Here is a 15,810-nt window from a genome sequence, read left to right as displayed (position 1 = left end):
CGTAGTTAAGTACGGAGTCAAGCATCATGTTGGATAAAGCCAATTCACTGACTATTGGCGGCTTGGCCAAGGCGGCCAATGTAAATGTCGAGACGATCCGCTATTACCAGCGGAGAGGTCTCATAACGGAACCCAAACGGCCTCCAGGTGGTATTCGACGCTACGGCTCCGCCGATATTGATCGGCTGACATTTGTTAAAACGGCGCAGCAGCTGGGTTTCAGTCTCGACGAGATAAGCGACCTCCTGCGGCTGGAAGATGGCACCCACTGTGAAGAAGCCAGTGCGCTCGCCGAGCACAAGCTGAAGGATGTGCGCGAAAAGATCGAAAGGCTGGTCAAAATTGAGAAGGCTCTGAGCGAAATGGTCAGTCAATGCCACGCACAGCCGGACAACATCGCGTGCCCGCTCATTGCTTCGTTACATGATGGAGGTATTGGGACAAGAGGCCAAAAGGGTTAGCTTCTGAACCAATCGACCTCTTGGGGTTCTACCCCGTCACTGCGGACACTACGAAAAGATAGGCAGATTTATTGAACCGAGGTGCGCGAATGTTCGCTTTTGTTTATGAGCTGATTTCGAGGTATTTGACGACCAGCGATGATCGTTTAAGATGAAGTTGCGGTACAGGGAGAGGTCCCGATGGCCGCGACCGGCGATGAGGGGGTGTGCCGTTAAGGGCTAACCCCCGAATCCCTTTCTTCCAGCAACTTCCTCAAGAAACTCGCCCGCCTGGTGGCATTGCTTACCGATTTTACGATGGACGCAAAATCACTAGCCTGCCCGACAATGTGTATCTCGGTTTCGGCACGGGTAATCGCCGTGTAAAGCCACGCACGGTCTGAGATGCGACCCTTCTGGACTGCCACGATGATTCTCGGGAACTGGCTTCCTTGAGCTTTATGGAGCGTGATTCCGTAGCCAAGCTCCATGCAATCGAAGACTTCATCCGTAATTGAAATGGCTTCGCCGGTATCCAGTGTCACGACGCCAAATGTTTCCTGGCCGTCCTGGGTGTCGCGCTCTGTTGAGGATAATACGCCAAGAGACCCATTCTGAATGCCGATGTTGTAGTTGTTCCTCGTGAAGAGGATCGGATCGCCCACTCTTATATCGAGGAAGAAGTCATCGCCATGCAGCCTAAACTGCAAGCGCTCCCCATCGGGATTGATCAGCTTTTGGCATTCACGGTTCACCTCGCCAACGAGAGCCTTGGTGGCTCCGATGATCTGGGTGTTATAGGGTGACTCCGCGTACAAGGATTTGCACTTATCGACCACCTGCTGCGGAGGCGTCTCGTGGAACGTGATTGCGCCAACCGATAACGATGGAGGCACCTCGCCCCGATTGATGGTAGTCGAGTATTCCGGGATGCCCGTTGAGCCTTCTTGGCGTTTGACGATGTTCAACTCAACCGTAGCGATTGAGCCGGATTTAACGATGTCTGAGAGGACTTTGCCACAGCCGATGGCTGGCAGCTGGTTCGGGTCGCCGGTCAGGATGATGCGTACCGAGGGATCGAGGTGCGTAACGATCCGATACATGGTCGGCAGGTCGATCATACTGGCTTCGTCGATGACCAGGAGATGCTGCGCCTGATCCAGTGACGGCGAGATCGGCTCTTCCCGCAACAGGCGAGCAATTGTCATGGTGAAGAATCCGATGCTCTCGTGCAGTCGCATGGCTGCTCGCCCCGACAGAGCGACGGCATGAACCTGATAGCCTAGTGCGGTATAGGCTTTTAGCACGGTACGAAGGACCGTGGTTTTACCCGTACCGGCACCACCCGTGATGCAGGACACCGCATTTGTAAGGCTCGACTCGACCGCTTGGACCTGCTGCTCGGTCAGGTCGTAGGGCAGCTCCTGAACGGCCTCGGTGAGCGACTTGAAGACATATTCATCTTCGTCCTTGGTGGCGGCCAAGGCCTTGAGCCGCTTGGCAACGACCGACTCCATCATGATTTGTGCGGTAGGATGGTAGGTACCGGTTTCTGGCCTGAGAATAAACTGGCCGTTGCGATAACCGCTGGCGAACGCCTCTGCGACCAGGGCTTTATCGCCCAGAAGCTTGACAACCTCGGGCCTGAGAGCTTGATGGGAGGCGTAGGTGTGCCCCTTTTCTACCTCTTTTCGTATCGCGCCTTCTAAAGCAGCTGCGAGCCGCTCCGGTGCCGATTTCTCCATGCCCATCTGTTCAGCAATGGCATCGATATCGGGAAAAGACATCCCGAATCCGAGCAATGCGTAAGGATTGCTCTTGAGCATCGCAACGGTGCGATCATCGTGGTATTTCAGGATGCGTTGCTGAATGCTCAGCGGCACTCCCAGAGAGGCCAGCCAGTTAGCATGCGCAAGGTTTCTGTACTTGGCGTAGCCGTTGTAAAGCGCGGTTACCGAAACCTCGCTGAGAACCTTTCTGAGAAGGGCTCTGTGCTTAGTAGTGTCGGACTGGAGCATGGGGTGCAGATCGCTGCCAAAAGCATCCCAGAGGGCTCGTGCTTTGGCCTCACCGATACCGGTGAACTCCTTTTCATTGGCAATGAAGCGGATCAGCGCTTCGCCCGTCTCGGGCAGCGTGCACTCCATCTCAGCTGGGGCGTCATACAAATGCTGCTGAAGCTGATAATCACCTGCCTGAACGGTCTCCAGCGTCCTTACACCACACACCCGCCATTGCTGGCCAACGGACGGTTTAATAGGCAGGGACTGGTTTTCGCATCGGATGCTGACGATATATTTGCCCGAGTTGATTTTGTAACTGTCGGCCTTAAGGGGAATGCCCGTGAAGATCGTGTATTTGTAGCCGTTATGCTGGCAGCTGGTGACACGGAAATAATCCTCATGCATCGGGCGCGACTCCGAACTCAGTGAGGACTTCGGACAGTTCGCCGTAACGTTTTAGCTTGGCTTCGAGGGTTGCCACTCGGGCCTTTAGCTCAATGTTTTCCTGCTCTAGCACTGAGAGCCTTCTCGATTCCATGGCTCTTTGGTTAATGCTGGGATCGTAGCGCTTGGGTTCTGATCGCTGGGCCTGGGCGGTTTCGGTCAGTTCTGGCAGAACACCCCGATCACGCAGGTTCTGCTCCAGATTCTCCAGCGCCGTTTTGATGGCCGGATTCTGGCGCAACGCGCTCTTTCCGATGCCTATGGCTTTGGCCACTTCGCCACGGTTTAACTGGCCCCGAAAGACGATCTGCTTAAAGTCGTCATCCGTTTGGGTAGCCACCCAGGTCTGGAAGGCACTCAGGTTCTGACGTGCTCTTTCCTGACCATTACTCATCAATTTCCCCCAGGATCTTCTTGAGCCCGGTCAGGAAGCCACGAGGCAGGATTTCCGTACCCAGCTCATCTTTCACTTGGCCCAATGCGTTCGCTCTAAATCCGAGTTTCTCCAACCATTCCTCGGTGCAGACGGTTTGCAACGCCTTGATCTCGTTTTCCGAACAGATCCCCTTTAACGAGGGCAGCAGCTCCACGCTGGCATCAGACTGGGGCTCCACATAGGTCGTGGGGCGCTTATCAATCACGATCTCGGTTGTGCTCTTCAGCATGTTAGCTTCGCTTCTGTAGCGATCCCGCTCACGAATGATTTGTCCAAAGAGGGCACGCACCGCCGCGTCCTCAATGCGCTCCAGAAGTTGGTGATCCTGGCTCATTCTCTTGGGTGGCCCTACCGGTGGTTTCTTCGTGGTGGTCTTCGCCTTGGCAGCCCACGCTTCGACCAGATCCCGATAATGCTTGTTTGCGGTGGCACGGATCGACTGGTAGCCAACACCGCCATCTTCCTCGGATACGCGCCCAATGGTGGTGATGGAAAAGTCCCGAGCACCGGAGTCGAAGTAGGCACTCAACGTTTCGTGGAGCTTATCCAGAGATGCCTTCGTCTTCGCGGTCTTGCCGTCTTTTAGGGTGTCCAGAATTGCATCAACATCGATGTTCATTCGGACACCTCCAAGGTCGGAATCCGCTTCAGAGCGCCTGACGACAGCGTGATCGGGGTGATTTGTTTGATTGCCTCAAATCCGGATTTCAGCAGCCCATCGTTCTCCAGGAACTCTTGCGCTTCGATGTAGTTTGTTGCGATTCGATAACCCTCCATCTTGTCCTCTGGGTCCGCGATCTTAGCCATCTTTCGAACGAGCGCATTACCCACGATCAACTGCGTGTTTTCGTCCATTTCCAGAAAGACGGGCTTGTACCCGGAGCGGGCCATCATTCGACTCAAGACGTTGGTACGCTTGGCAATCGCAGGCATCTTGCGCAGGTCATCGTGAAGGTCGGGGTAGAATTCAGCGTCCTCACAGAGCAAAGACAGGTGCAGCAATTCCGAGTCGGTTTCGATGAATTTCATGCTGACATTGAGGTCCTCCGCAGACCCCACGGCGACCAGCTTTTGACGGTCATCGTCCTCAGTTCGCCCATTCTCGATCTGGACCACTTTGTTGATCAGATTGAAGATGGCGATGTAGTCCTTGGCGTACTCATCTGCCTCCACGCGCTGCTTCTCGTACCGGCGCTCCAGCGCCTGAAGTTCGCTGTGCTTGAGAAACGGTTTGCCTTCTTCCTCGGCAATGAACATCTCATCCTTCAGGGCCTCTAATTGGCCTTCAATCTCAGCAGACAGTTCAGCCGCCTGATGCGCTTTGTAGCTGACCTGATTGAACTTGGAATTCAGCGCTGGCAAGTAGGTTGCATCGGTGATGTGAAAGCGACAGCGGGGGCAGTTTTCAGGGCCATGGGGTACCGGGCCATAAACCCTGCCCTGAGCTATTGTTGAATCCCTGATTAACGGGCCGCCGTTCCAGCAGCCGCCAACGGTGGACAGTTCATCCGAACGCACGGAGTTGCCGCCGACCAGGCACAGACCGGTGGCCCGTTCCTCCCAGCCAATTGGATTTCGGTTTGCCAGCGCAGTTTCGACTGAGCTGTATGGATCACCGAGCGACGCCGTACGAAGCTGGATCTGCCTCATCTCTGCGTCCTGAAGAAAGTTCTTCAGGGACGCTTCCCCGCGCTCAACCAGAGCGGAGTCGGCCTCATTCATTTTCTCGGCCATCACTGAGGGCGTGATCTTGTTGTAGTAGATCGTCATTAACAGCCGGGTATGACCGGCCAGAAGCTTGGAGATCACCGGCAACGGCAGATCGGTGTCCATGGTGTAGCAGGTGATCAACGACACGCGGAGGCTGTGAAGTGGGTATTCCGTTGCCGCCTTGCTCGCTTCTGGCCCCTCGTAGTCATCGCCGTAGTCTTTCACAAACCGCAGACGGTGCCCGTCTCTCATCCTCAGGCCCGACTGGAACAAATCTTCTTCCAGTTTCGACAACAAGCGATACCAAGGATTCGTGAAAGAGTTTTCGCTGATCGGGAGGGCGGAATTTCGGTCTCGAAACAAAAAGGCAAACTCGCCCATTTCGGCTAATTGCTTCTTGGATTTGGCTGCGCCAATATGGCTACGCTTAAGCTCTGTGCCACTGACCAGTCGGTTAATCGGGTTGTATTTTTCCTGCCAGTTGCGGAGCTTTTCCAGCCAATACAGCAGTTCTTCGTGCTGCCAGGGGATGGTGTAGCCGCGCTGAAGTTCGTCTTTGTTTTGATCGGCGGTTTTGTTGGTTGAGACGTACAGCCCGGTGGCATAGCTCTCCATCATCGAGTCGTAAATGCGCCGGAAGACGCCTTTCTCATAGGGGCGCTTGGGTGCCCCATACTTGAAGGGGTGTTTGGTGTTTTCCACCCAATGACCGCGCTCGTAACGCCAGGTATCGCCTTCGCCGGAGTCTAAAAATCGCACCTGGTAAGAGCGAAGCGGCAGATGGAGTTTGGTGAATAGAAACATCGCCATCACAGGCGACCAGATCTCATGGATCTCAACTCGCTTGTTGTTTCTCTCCACAATCCGTGTACGGGCAACGCAATCCGGATCATCGGGATCAATGACCTCCGGAGGCACTTTCATCCACGCAAGATTGCCAGCCTGAAGATGGTCGATGGCCCACTGCCAGTCTCGGAAATGAAACCCGGCCCATGGCGTTTTATTGCCGGAGTCATCGATTGGATAGGGGCAGAGGATGTGCCTGGTTTGCTGGATATAGCGATAGGGTAACGGGCTGTGGACGGTTTCGGTGTTTGATGTGTTATTCGTGATTTTCTCGAACGGATTCAGGAACAGGGGCCGCTCAACGCCGTTATCGTCCTCGGCGCTCAAATGGTGCTTGAGGATGTAGTCGCATAAATCGACCGCGTACGAAATGTGTTTATAGTTTTTAGCAGTTGATCCACTGTTAACCAGAAAGGCCTCAAGCTCTTCAGTGGACACCTTGTGACCACCCGAATGGCCCTTGAACATCGTGGCCACGTCAGCGGCGTATGGGGCTTTAGCGTTCAGATAGTGAAAGAAATGTCTTAAGCCTCTTAATCGCAGATCAATGCCTACGTTTTGCTCTGCAAGCCATTCGGCGGCGTACTGCTGCCATTGCAGCCAGTTTTGCCCCAGTTCCTCAGTCACCCACCCCAGCGTCAGATCGGTGGTGTAGCCTTTCCTTTCTGATTTCTTGGTCATGTTATCGTTTCCCTAACCGTGGATTCTTGCCGGTGAAGTGGCCATTTGGATCGAGGTCTTCAAAGCCGTGTTCTGCCAACGTCTTCCAGTCGAAAGATGCGGGAGTCTTTTCCTTATCCGATCCCAACTGAAGCTGTTGTGTTGCCTGGGACAGCGCTTCTGAGACTTTCACGCTGGAGGGCATGGTGTAAGGAACCTGAGACTCCAGGCTTGCGTGATGCAGGCACTTTTTGCGAATGAGTGGATCGACCCCGGCATCTGTCAATCGGCGGCCATAATTGTGGCGATGGCCATGAGGATCGAGCCCTACGCTTTTGTTGGGTTCGAGGCCGATTCGCCTTAATCCAGCCGCATAGCTTTGGGTGAAGGCGTTGTAGGTATAGGGATTGCCAAGATAGCGAGAGTCGAAGCTGATAAACGCATAGGGGTGATGGCACTCCAACGATGCACGGACAACCAAATACTGTCGCCACAGCAACATGAATATCCGAGCAAACTCCTGCGGGAAGAAATACGCCTCCAGGTAACCATCCTTGTGATCCAGGGTTTTGGATTTCCAGCCAAGATGCTGCGTGTTTTGCATCTCCTGACGCGGTATGCGTGAATACTTTTCTTGTAGGTACGCCTTGCGGTTTTTTATCCCTTTTCGGGACTTCCATCCTTCAGGTGCCTTACCTTCTATCTCGTTATAAATCCTCACGATTGCCCGATCCGGATCGGAGGGGTCCTCGAAGACATCTGTGACCCAAAGCAACAGTGCTTCGCTACGCCTCAACCCGGCCGCGTGCATCAGCAGCAAGATAAGCTTATCCCGCAGCGCAACTCGCGGGTCTTTGGCTCCTCCCAAGCCCTTCATGTAGAAGTCTTCAAACTTTCCCGTAGGGAAGGCAATGGCATCGTCATTGGTTCTTGCCAGAGGCGTTCTGCCCTTGATGCTGCGGGCTCTCTTGACAGTATTGCTGATCGACTTGTCTTTGATGTGTCCGAGGAAATCGTTCTGGTTGCGCCTAAACCAAGCGGCATACTGGATGCGCTCCTCATGTCGAGTGGCTGTCCGCAAGGTATTAAGAGGCTTGCCCAGACCTTTGTCCGAGAGCCAATTGGTGAAATTCGTCAGATTGCTGATGTGTCGATGTATCGTGCCATTACTGGCCGGTATCCAATAAAGGCCAGAGGGGTCCAATCCATCTTCACCGATTGTGCCGCTGTAGAGCCGTCGGACAAAGGCCGCGAATAACGCTTCAGGTTCATCGAACATGCCTTCGTTGGCATCCATGAACTCGATGAGGAGCCTAATCGACTGAATATGGTTAGTGATTGTTGAAAGTGAGGTGCCATTTAGGTGAAGGCTAAGCACATAATCTGTGACTGACCCCAGAACCCCTTGGTCGGTCAGAATGACCGGGATCTCTGTGGCCACTCCACTTTTATCCTGAACTACCTTAGCTGTAACCTTCGTTGCAAACATTCTTGAATCCTACACATAATACACAGTATTTACTATACATATAGCGAAGTATTCAGGAAAAAGAAACCCCCAGTTAAGGGGGTTTTTATCAAAATTACACAGTTCTATGTACTATACAGAACACCAGGCCCCTTTGTTAACATGGCCAACATGGCTAACATGCGACCCTATCCCGTCCGCTCTCTTTGGCGTGATACAGCGCGTTATCGACCCGTTTCATCATGCTCTTGGGCGTATCGTGCGCAGCGGCCTCGGCAACCCCCAAGCTAACGGTGACACGGTCGGCCCCCGGAAAAGAGGCGCTAGCGATACGCTGACGTATCTTCTCAGCGAGCTTGGCCGCTTGCTCGCGGGGCGTTTCGGGTGCCAGAATGATGAACTCCTCGCCTCCCCAGCGGGCGCAGTAGTCGGCGCTGCGCAAATTGGTCTCCAGCAGCGTTGCCAACGCGCGCAGCACTTGATCGCCCACGTCGTGACCTTGGCTATCGTTGATCGTTTTGAAATAGTCGATGTCGAGCATGATGAGCGAAAATGGTCGCACATAGCGGCTCAAGCGACCTAGCTCGTGTTTCAGCAGGTAATCGAACCTTGAGCGATTCATCAGCCCGGTCAGCATATCGGTGGTGGCGAGGCGCTTTAATTCGGCTTCTTTTTCCACCCGCCGGGTGATATCACGCTGAACTAGCACTAGAACGGTCGACGCATAGCCGGGCATCGACATCGCGGTGATACGCCACTCGATGAGCGGTCGTGGCGCTTTGGAGAGCAACGCCTCCTCTTCATGATCCAGACCGGAGAGCGAATATCCCACCTTCAGCTCACCGGCAGACAAGGCTTGGTCGAGCTGACTCAACAATTGCTCGTTCGCCGCCGCTTGATGGACGATTTTAGGGGACGCCCCCAACCAACGGTTGCGATCGCCCCCCCAAAATTGAACGTACTCTTCGCTAACATCCAGCACCCGAATGCCACCACCATCGGGCCACCTGCCAAGCATCGCGACGGCCTGACTGCTGGGTTCGCTGATGGACAGCGGCACTCCTTGCTCTTGATCTTGCGATGTTTCTACCATAATTCATCCAATGAAAGTCGGCGTTGGGGTCGTTTCGTCCCAGAAACGAGCCGTGATATCCAAGCGCGAAACGTCTTTCGACAATACGCACCCTCGATGCACTGGCCACGTCGCCATTACACGGAGGATACGCGCGCTTACTCAATAGCAATATAGTCCACGTTATGAATACGCGAAAAGTAGCGACCGTTACGCGGCTCTTGCGACCCAAAGCCGATAGAGCGCTGGCGTAAAGAAAAACGACACTAATGTGGCCAAGAGTAGACCAAAGCCCACCGTTTGTGCGAAGGGAGGCCATAACCCACCGGCGGCGACCATGAGCGGAATGAGCCCCGCAAAGGTCGTGATGGTCGTCGACACGATATGCCGGCTGGTTGGCCCGCTGATCACTGCCAACATTGCCTCGCTATCCCCTTGCCGAGCAGCCGGATCGTCATCGAAGGCAGCAATGATGATGATCGTGGCGTTGATCGCCACCCCCACCAACCCCATGATGCCGACGATGATCACGAACCCGAACGCGTGCCCGCTCAGCAGTAGGGCCACGATGCCCATGCCCATCGCCTGCGCCCCAGCGATAAAGACGATGGCGGCACGACGGAAAGAGTTAAAGGCCAGCACTACGGTCGCCAACATCGCAATGACGAGCAGCACCACCGACGCGAGCAGTTGGCTGACGGCTTCGTCACGCTCGGCGGCTTCACCACCGGTTTCGATCCGATAACCGGGGGGAAGACGTATCTGTCCCGAATCGATGGCCGCCTGAAGCTTGGTCTCGAGCTGTGCCATGGAGATGGCTGGCAGCGCATCGGCTACCAGATAGCCTTGCACGAGCTGGACACGCTCGGCGTTGCGGCGGGTAATGACGCTCCACGAAGGCACCAAGCCGCTGTCGGCGACGGCCGCGAGCGGTAATCCCTCGCTGGCGTGCTCACTGACGAGGCGTAACGCCGCCAGCTGCTCGGCGTCGGTACGCCAGTCGTCGGCATAGCGCACGCGCACGGGCAGCTGCTGGGTGTCTTCAAGTAATACGCCCGCGGGTTGACCAGAGAGCGCCGCCCCCACCTGCTCGGCAAGATTTTGCGGCGATAGCCCGACATTGTTCAGCGCGGTTTGGTCGATATCCAGCATCAGGCGGGGTAAATCTCGCTGCATCCCGGCGCGCACATGAGTCACCTGGGGAAGCTGGTGCATCAGGCCTGCTAGCTCGAGCCCGAGCGACGAGAGTACGTTCAAATCATTGCCATAGACGCGCAGCTCGATGGGAGCCTTGAACGGCGGCCCCTGCTCGTATTTGCGCACCACGCTTTGGGCCTGTGGAAAGCGTCTATCCAACGCCTGTTGCAAGGGGGGCACCTGCCGATTGGTGACGTCTAACGATTCTGTATCCACGATCAAGTGCAAGAAAGCAGGGTTATTATCTTCATTCGTCAGCACGTTGTAGTACATCATCGGAGCGCTTTCGCCGATGAACGCAGAGACGCGTAGCACGCCCGGCACCTCCCGCACCATGTGTTCCATCTCATGGGCCAAGGCCTGCGTTTGCGCGATGCTGCTGGCAGCGGGTAGCCGTACTTCGATATGAAACTGATCGCGATCGGCAGGCGGGAAAAATGCGACGTCTAGCGTGGGCATTAACGCGATTCCACCCACGGGCACACAGAGGGTAATGACCATGGCGGCCACAGGGTGGCGCAACGCGCTCCGCACCGTGCCACGAAAGGCACGCTTCAGCGAATGGTCGCGCGGGGCAGGCGGTTTGGCTGCCACCTTGGCCAGCAGCATGGGTGACAGCGCCGGCACCAGAAACAGTGAGACCAGGTACGAACTCACTAGCGCCACCATGACCGCCATGGCCAGCGGTCCGACGAACTCTCCCGCCGGGCCTGGCATGAGTACGATGGGCATGAACGCCAGAATGGTCGTCAGCGTACTGGCGAGCAGCGGCACCGCTAAATGGCGTAACGCATCGCGGGTCGCGGCCAGCGCAGAATCACCTTGTAAAAAGCGCTCCCGGAGGGCGTTGGTCATGACGATGGCGTTGTCCACCATTAGTCCCAGCGCGACAATGATGCCGATGATGCTCATTTGGTGAATTTCCATGCCCAACGGCCGGAATAGCGCCAGTGTCAGAAGCGCCGTGGCGGGAATGGCCAAGCCCACGGTCAAGGCAGAGCGCCACCCCATGGTCAGAAATAGAATGGCGACCACCAATACCAAGCCCATTAGCAGACTGAGCGCTACATCGCTCAGCCGCTGGTTGGTGTAGCTGGCCTGCTCGAAGACCTCTTCGACGGCAAGACCGACCGGCAGCTCATCGGCGAAGTCGGCCAGTCGCTCCTGCGCCCGCGCTACCCATAGATCGATCCGCTGACCAGGCGCCATGCGTGCGCCCACATAGACGGCGCGCTCACCGTCGAGCAGCGCCACGGCGTTGGGCGGGTCTTGCACACCACGGCGCAGTTCGGCGATTTCGCCCAGTTTGACGCTCTGTCCCTGCCGGGTCGTCACGTTGATCTCCCGCAGACGATCCAGCGCGTCGAACTCGCCGCTCAGACCTACCGTGAGCCGATGTCCTTGGGTCACGACTTCGCCCGCCGTGCGTCGCCCATCGCTGGCCTCGATGGTGGCCGCCAACTGCCCCACGGATAGCCCGAGAGCATTGAGCTCCATGGGGTCCACCACTACCTCGACCTGCTCGCCGGCGACGCCAAAGCGGTGGGTATATTCGGTGCCGGCCACTTGGCGAAACGCATCTTCCAGGCGCTCGGCGTAACGCTCCATGACGGGCGGCGAGGGAGGCGTGTCTAGCGTCCAGCGCAGCGCGGCGACGAGACTGAACGCATAGCCGCGATCATCCAGCAGCTCAGGCGTTTGCACGCCCTCTGGCAACGACGGGGCGACATCGCCGAGCTTGTCGCGCACGCGGCTCCATACCGGCGTGACGTCGGTGACCTCGTCACCCAGCTCCACACTCAGCAGCGCAATGCCTTGGCGCGACGTGGATTCCAACACGTGAATTTCCGAGATGGTCCTTAATTCATCCTCGATAGGTCGCGCGACCAACGCTTCGATTTGTTCCGGCGTAGCGCCTGGAAACGGCGCGAGCACCGTGGCCATGCGTGCCACCAAATGGGGGTCTTCCGCCCTGGGCAGAGTTTGTATGGCCGACAGCCCCGAGACGACGAGCAAACCGAGTATGAGCGCCAGCAGGCGGCGATTGAACAGCCACTCAATGCGCATGGGCGACATCCTCACTGAGCGTGACCTGCTGCCCTGGCGTAATGCGGTGAGTACCACTGCGGATCAGATGCATGCCGGGCGCCAAGGTGCCGCGCACGAAGGCGCTATCTCCTTCGGTATGCAGTAGCTCGACGCTGGCTTGCGCCACCCGGTAGCGCTCGTCTTCATCCGGTTCGGCAATCAAGACGTTCCACAGGCCACGGTCGGCCGCACGCAGCGCCGCTAGCGGCACCCAGTAACCGCGCGCCGGTTCGCTGATCGAGTAATCCAGTTCGGCCAAGTCGCCTGGCACGGCGCGATGGTCGCCCGTCATCGCCACGACCAGGGTCTGTGTACGACTATCACCATCCACTTGAGGCAACCGCGCCCGTACTTGGCCCGCGATCGTTTGCCCGTTCACCTGCAGCGTCACGGACTCGCCTACGGTAAACGTCGCCGCGAGACGCGCGGGTAGCCCGAGATGAGCCTCTAACTGACGCGTGTCGATCAAATCGAACGCCGTCGTACCGCTACTCACGAGGCTACCAACATCGATGTAGCGCTCGACCACCCGGCCAGCAAACGGCGCTTTGAGCGTGCTGTCTTCTAGATCGGCCGTCAGACTATCGCGCTCGGCGGCCAGGGCAGAGAGGCGCGCCTGCAGGGTCAAACGGTCAGTGCGGGCCTGATCGAGCGCCGTGCGACTCGCAAAGTTGCTCTGGTTCAATTGCGCTTCTCGCTCTTCCTGACGCTGGGCTAGCGCGAGACTGGCACGGGCCTCTTCGCTTCGCGCCGCTACTTCGGCCAGGCGGCTCTCCAGTCGCCGGGTATCGAGACTCGCCAGCACGTCGCCCTGCTCCACGGCATCTCCTCGGTCGGCTAACAGGGATTCCACCCGCCCGGCCGGTTCGAAGGCCAACGACACCGACTGGCGCGCCACCACACGCCCGGTCAATCGCACCTCACGGGTAAGCGTTTCGGCTTGTTCGAGCGGCAGCGTGGCGACTTGGAGCAAGGCGTTATCCGCCCCCTGCTGCCGAGCCTGCTGGGCGCTGCTGTGCTGGCTGCTTACCAGGGCCACCACGACCAGCGTCGCACCGATCATCGACAGGGCTGCCAGCGCCCCCCGCAGCCGGTGTCCCCAAGAAGTCTTTGACGTGCCCATGTTGGCCTCGAAATGGTTTATTCTTGAACGGTAGCGTTTACTATAATATGTGTACGCTTCCGTTCAATAACTATTTTTTAATAGGCATGGGTTTATTGCATGACAGACGCTCAACCGCCGTTATCCGACCCCAAACGCAGCGTCGGCCGCCCGAAGGACATGGCCAAACGCAATGCGATGATGGACGCCGCGGCGTGCCTATTTTTTCGTAACGGTTTAGAAGCCGTGACCATGGAGGCAGTGGCCCGCGAGGCAGGCGTTTCCAAAGTGACGGTGTATGGGCACTTTGCGTCGAAAGAAGCCCTATTTGGCAGTGTCATTCGTCGCGAAACCGCGACGATTCGGCAGGGATTATCACAGCTTCCCGATACCCACGACGCGGTGCGCCAATCGCTGATCGATGTGGGGGTGAGCATGGTCCGCTTCTTACTAGAACCCCATGTGCTGGCGGTCGAGCGTGTGATGAGCCATCAGGGAGAGCAACACCCCAAGCTGCTGCTGGCGTTTTTCGAGGCAGGCCCCTGGGCCATGCTCCAGTGGCTGCAAGAGAAGCTGGAAGGGTTGGCCAGCGCAGGCCACCTGAGCCTCCCCGCCCCAGAGCGCGCCGCCGACCAGTTATGCAGTATGTGGCAAGGCATGCTGACCAAGGAGGTGCGCATGGGCGTACGCCCACCGCCTACCGAAGAGGAACTACAGCGCCAGATCACCAGCGCTGTGGATGTGTTTTTGGCGGCGTATGGGCGACGCTGATGCTCAAGAGATCCAGTGAAATATTTTTCTAACATTGGCTCAGCCGAAAGAATGCCAGTCACTGACTATTACTACTACAGTGGCTGTCGTTACGTCCTGAACTTAGCCAGGATAATGTGGGCTTCAAGCACCGCCTTGGCAGGTGTCATTCGACCGCATCAGTTTGTTCACACCACTGGCGGTTGCCCCAGAATCTCCATGCCTGATCCCAGCTCATTTTCAATTGCCTGGCCGATAGCTAGCAGGTTGGCGTCTTGCCACGGCCCGGCCAGCACTTGCAGGCCAACGGGCATACCTGCGGCATCTTTTCCCACCGGAAGCGTCAAGCCACACAACCCTAAGAAGTTAGCGATCACCGTGTTGCGTAGGGCATGCATGTTGGCTTTGGAGTAAGCACCTTCATGCTCAAGGCTTTCGATGGTAGGTGGGGTAATCGCTACCGTGGGAGTCAAGACTGCATCGACATTGGCCATGCAAGCGGCAGCCGATTGATGGAGCGAATCCAGCACCGTGCGCCGCCGCACGTACTCCCACGCGGGCATGTCATCGGCCGCTTTCACGCGGGCGGCGACGTTAGGATCCAGGGCGTCAATCATCTCGGGTAGCTCGGTTTTTAAAAACGCGGCAAGCTCTGCTGCCGCGACACCACCGAGTTTAAACAGCTCATACGCGCCATCAATATCAGGCAATTCCAAGGTGACAATTCGCGCCCCGGCCGCTTCCAACTGTTTAATGGCAGCACGTACGCTTTCCGCGACCCCGGGACTGCAGTCATCCCAGAAAAACGTTTCTGGCACCCCAAAGGTCAACCCAGCAAGCGCTGGTGTCGCCGGCACTTGTTCATCCTTACCGCTAAGAGCGCCATCCAACGCATCAAACGCAAAGGCCAGGTCATCGACCCGTCGCGCTAGCAACCCTGGGGTATCCAGCGTGCTTGAAAGCGGCACGATCTGCTCGGTCGACCAGCGCCCGGCGGTGGTTTTTAGCCCCGCAACGCCCGTCATCGAAGCAGGAATACGCACCGATCCTGCCGTATCGGTGCCAAACGCCAAGCTCGCCGTGCCGCCCACTAACGATACCCCCGCGCCGGAGCTGGAGCCGCCAGGCGTGCGGTGCTGATGTGCATCCCAGGGGTTGCGCGGTGCACCCCAATGGGCATTGGTGCCCAAGCCCCCAAAGGCAAACTCAACGGAGTGGGTTTTGCCCATCACAGAAGGCAGCTGTTTCAATAGCGCGCCCACCACTGGGCCGGGACGCTCCCAGCGCTTTTGCAGGCGTTGGGAAGAGCCCGCATAAGTCGGCAGACCGGTCACGGCGAAGATATCCTTGATAGATACCGCCATGCCCATTAGCGCCCCCGCATCACCACCCTGGGCAAGCACCGCATCGGCAGCGTTTGCCATTGACAGTGCCTGCTCACCGTTCCAGGTAAGGTAGGCGTGGTCGTGTTTGCCGCGTTGTTGGTACGCCGCTATGGATGCCTTTGCAAGTTCAGTTGCGGTGAGCGTACCTGCGCGCAGGCGTGCGCGCTGCTCACGTAGGGGTAGAAAAATGGGTGAATCCTGCATGCTTT

At 57.1% G+C, this 15,810-nt stretch carries 11 protein-coding genes; 2 read left to right on the top strand and 9 right to left on the bottom strand.

The annotated features are described in order from the left end of the window. Positions 1 to 26 precede the first annotated feature (26 nt). Positions 27 to 461: an Hg(II)-responsive transcriptional regulator gene (gene merR / locus MHM37_RS14555; RefSeq protein ID WP_239383771.1), complete on the top strand. Its 435-nt coding sequence runs from the start codon at positions 27 to 29 to the stop codon at positions 459 to 461. A gap of 212 nt (positions 462 to 673) precedes the next feature. Here the strand turns inward: merR and MHM37_RS14550 are convergent, their stop codons facing one another. From MHM37_RS14550 to MHM37_RS14515, 8 genes are all read right to left on the bottom strand, one after another. Then, complete coding sequence (locus MHM37_RS14550) at positions 674 to 2,848, bottom strand: AAA family ATPase (RefSeq protein WP_239383770.1); 2,175 nt, start codon at positions 2,846 to 2,848, stop codon at positions 674 to 676. Continuing rightward, positions 2,841 to 3,281: a VPA1267 family protein gene (locus MHM37_RS14545; protein ID WP_239383769.1), complete on the bottom strand. Its 441-nt coding sequence runs from the start codon at positions 3,279 to 3,281 to the stop codon at positions 2,841 to 2,843. Before MHM37_RS14545 ends, MHM37_RS14550 begins: the two co-directional genes overlap by 8 nt. Next, a complete protein-coding gene (gene gmtX / locus MHM37_RS14540) occupies positions 3,274 to 3,942 on the bottom strand; it encodes a gamma-mobile-trio protein GmtX (protein WP_239383768.1) in 669 nt (222 codons plus the stop codon). The genes MHM37_RS14545 and gmtX overlap by 8 nt, the downstream gene beginning before the upstream one ends. Beyond that, on the bottom strand, positions 3,939 to 6,560 hold the full coding sequence (locus tag MHM37_RS14535; protein ID WP_239383767.1) for a VPA1269 family protein: 2,622 nt from the start codon (positions 6,558 to 6,560) through the stop codon (positions 3,939 to 3,941). The genes gmtX and MHM37_RS14535 overlap by 4 nt, the downstream gene beginning before the upstream one ends. A 1-nt stretch (position 6,561) precedes the next feature. Beyond that, positions 6,562 to 8,028: a gamma-mobile-trio recombinase GmtY gene (gmtY, locus tag MHM37_RS14530; protein WP_239383766.1), complete on the bottom strand. Its 1,467-nt coding sequence runs from the start codon at positions 8,026 to 8,028 to the stop codon at positions 6,562 to 6,564. Between the two features lie 154 nt (positions 8,029 to 8,182). Further along, positions 8,183 to 9,100: a GGDEF domain-containing protein gene (locus tag MHM37_RS14525; RefSeq protein WP_239297139.1), complete on the bottom strand. Its 918-nt coding sequence runs from the start codon at positions 9,098 to 9,100 to the stop codon at positions 8,183 to 8,185. A 189-nt stretch (positions 9,101 to 9,289) separates the two neighbouring features. Continuing rightward, positions 9,290 to 12,343, bottom strand: coding sequence for an efflux RND transporter permease subunit (locus tag MHM37_RS14520; protein WP_239297141.1), 3,054 nt, complete (start codon positions 12,341 to 12,343; stop codon positions 9,290 to 9,292). Continuing rightward, complete coding sequence (locus MHM37_RS14515) at positions 12,333 to 13,487, bottom strand: efflux RND transporter periplasmic adaptor subunit (protein WP_139525871.1); 1,155 nt, start codon at positions 13,485 to 13,487, stop codon at positions 12,333 to 12,335. Before MHM37_RS14515 ends, MHM37_RS14520 begins: the two co-directional genes overlap by 11 nt. 99 nt (positions 13,488 to 13,586) lie before the next feature. Here MHM37_RS14515 and MHM37_RS14510 point away from each other — a divergent pair, with 99 nt between their 5' ends. Further along, a complete protein-coding gene (locus tag MHM37_RS14510; RefSeq protein ID WP_239297143.1) occupies positions 13,587 to 14,237 on the top strand; it encodes a TetR/AcrR family transcriptional regulator in 651 nt (216 codons plus the stop codon). A 167-nt stretch (positions 14,238 to 14,404) separates the two neighbouring features. Here the strand turns inward: MHM37_RS14510 and MHM37_RS14505 are convergent, their stop codons facing one another. Beyond that, on the bottom strand, positions 14,405 to 15,805 hold the full coding sequence (locus MHM37_RS14505; protein ID WP_239297144.1) for an amidase: 1,401 nt from the start codon (positions 15,803 to 15,805) through the stop codon (positions 14,405 to 14,407). Positions 15,806 to 15,810 lie beyond the last annotated feature (5 nt).

Origin of the sequence: Halomonas sp. MMH1-48 (assembly GCF_022348105.1) — a bacterium.
Taxonomy (GTDB): Bacteria; Pseudomonadota; Gammaproteobacteria; order Pseudomonadales; family Halomonadaceae; genus Vreelandella; species Vreelandella piezotolerans.
The sequence above is the reverse complement of the archived record's forward strand: the minus strand, read 5'-3'. Positions and strand labels throughout refer to the sequence as shown.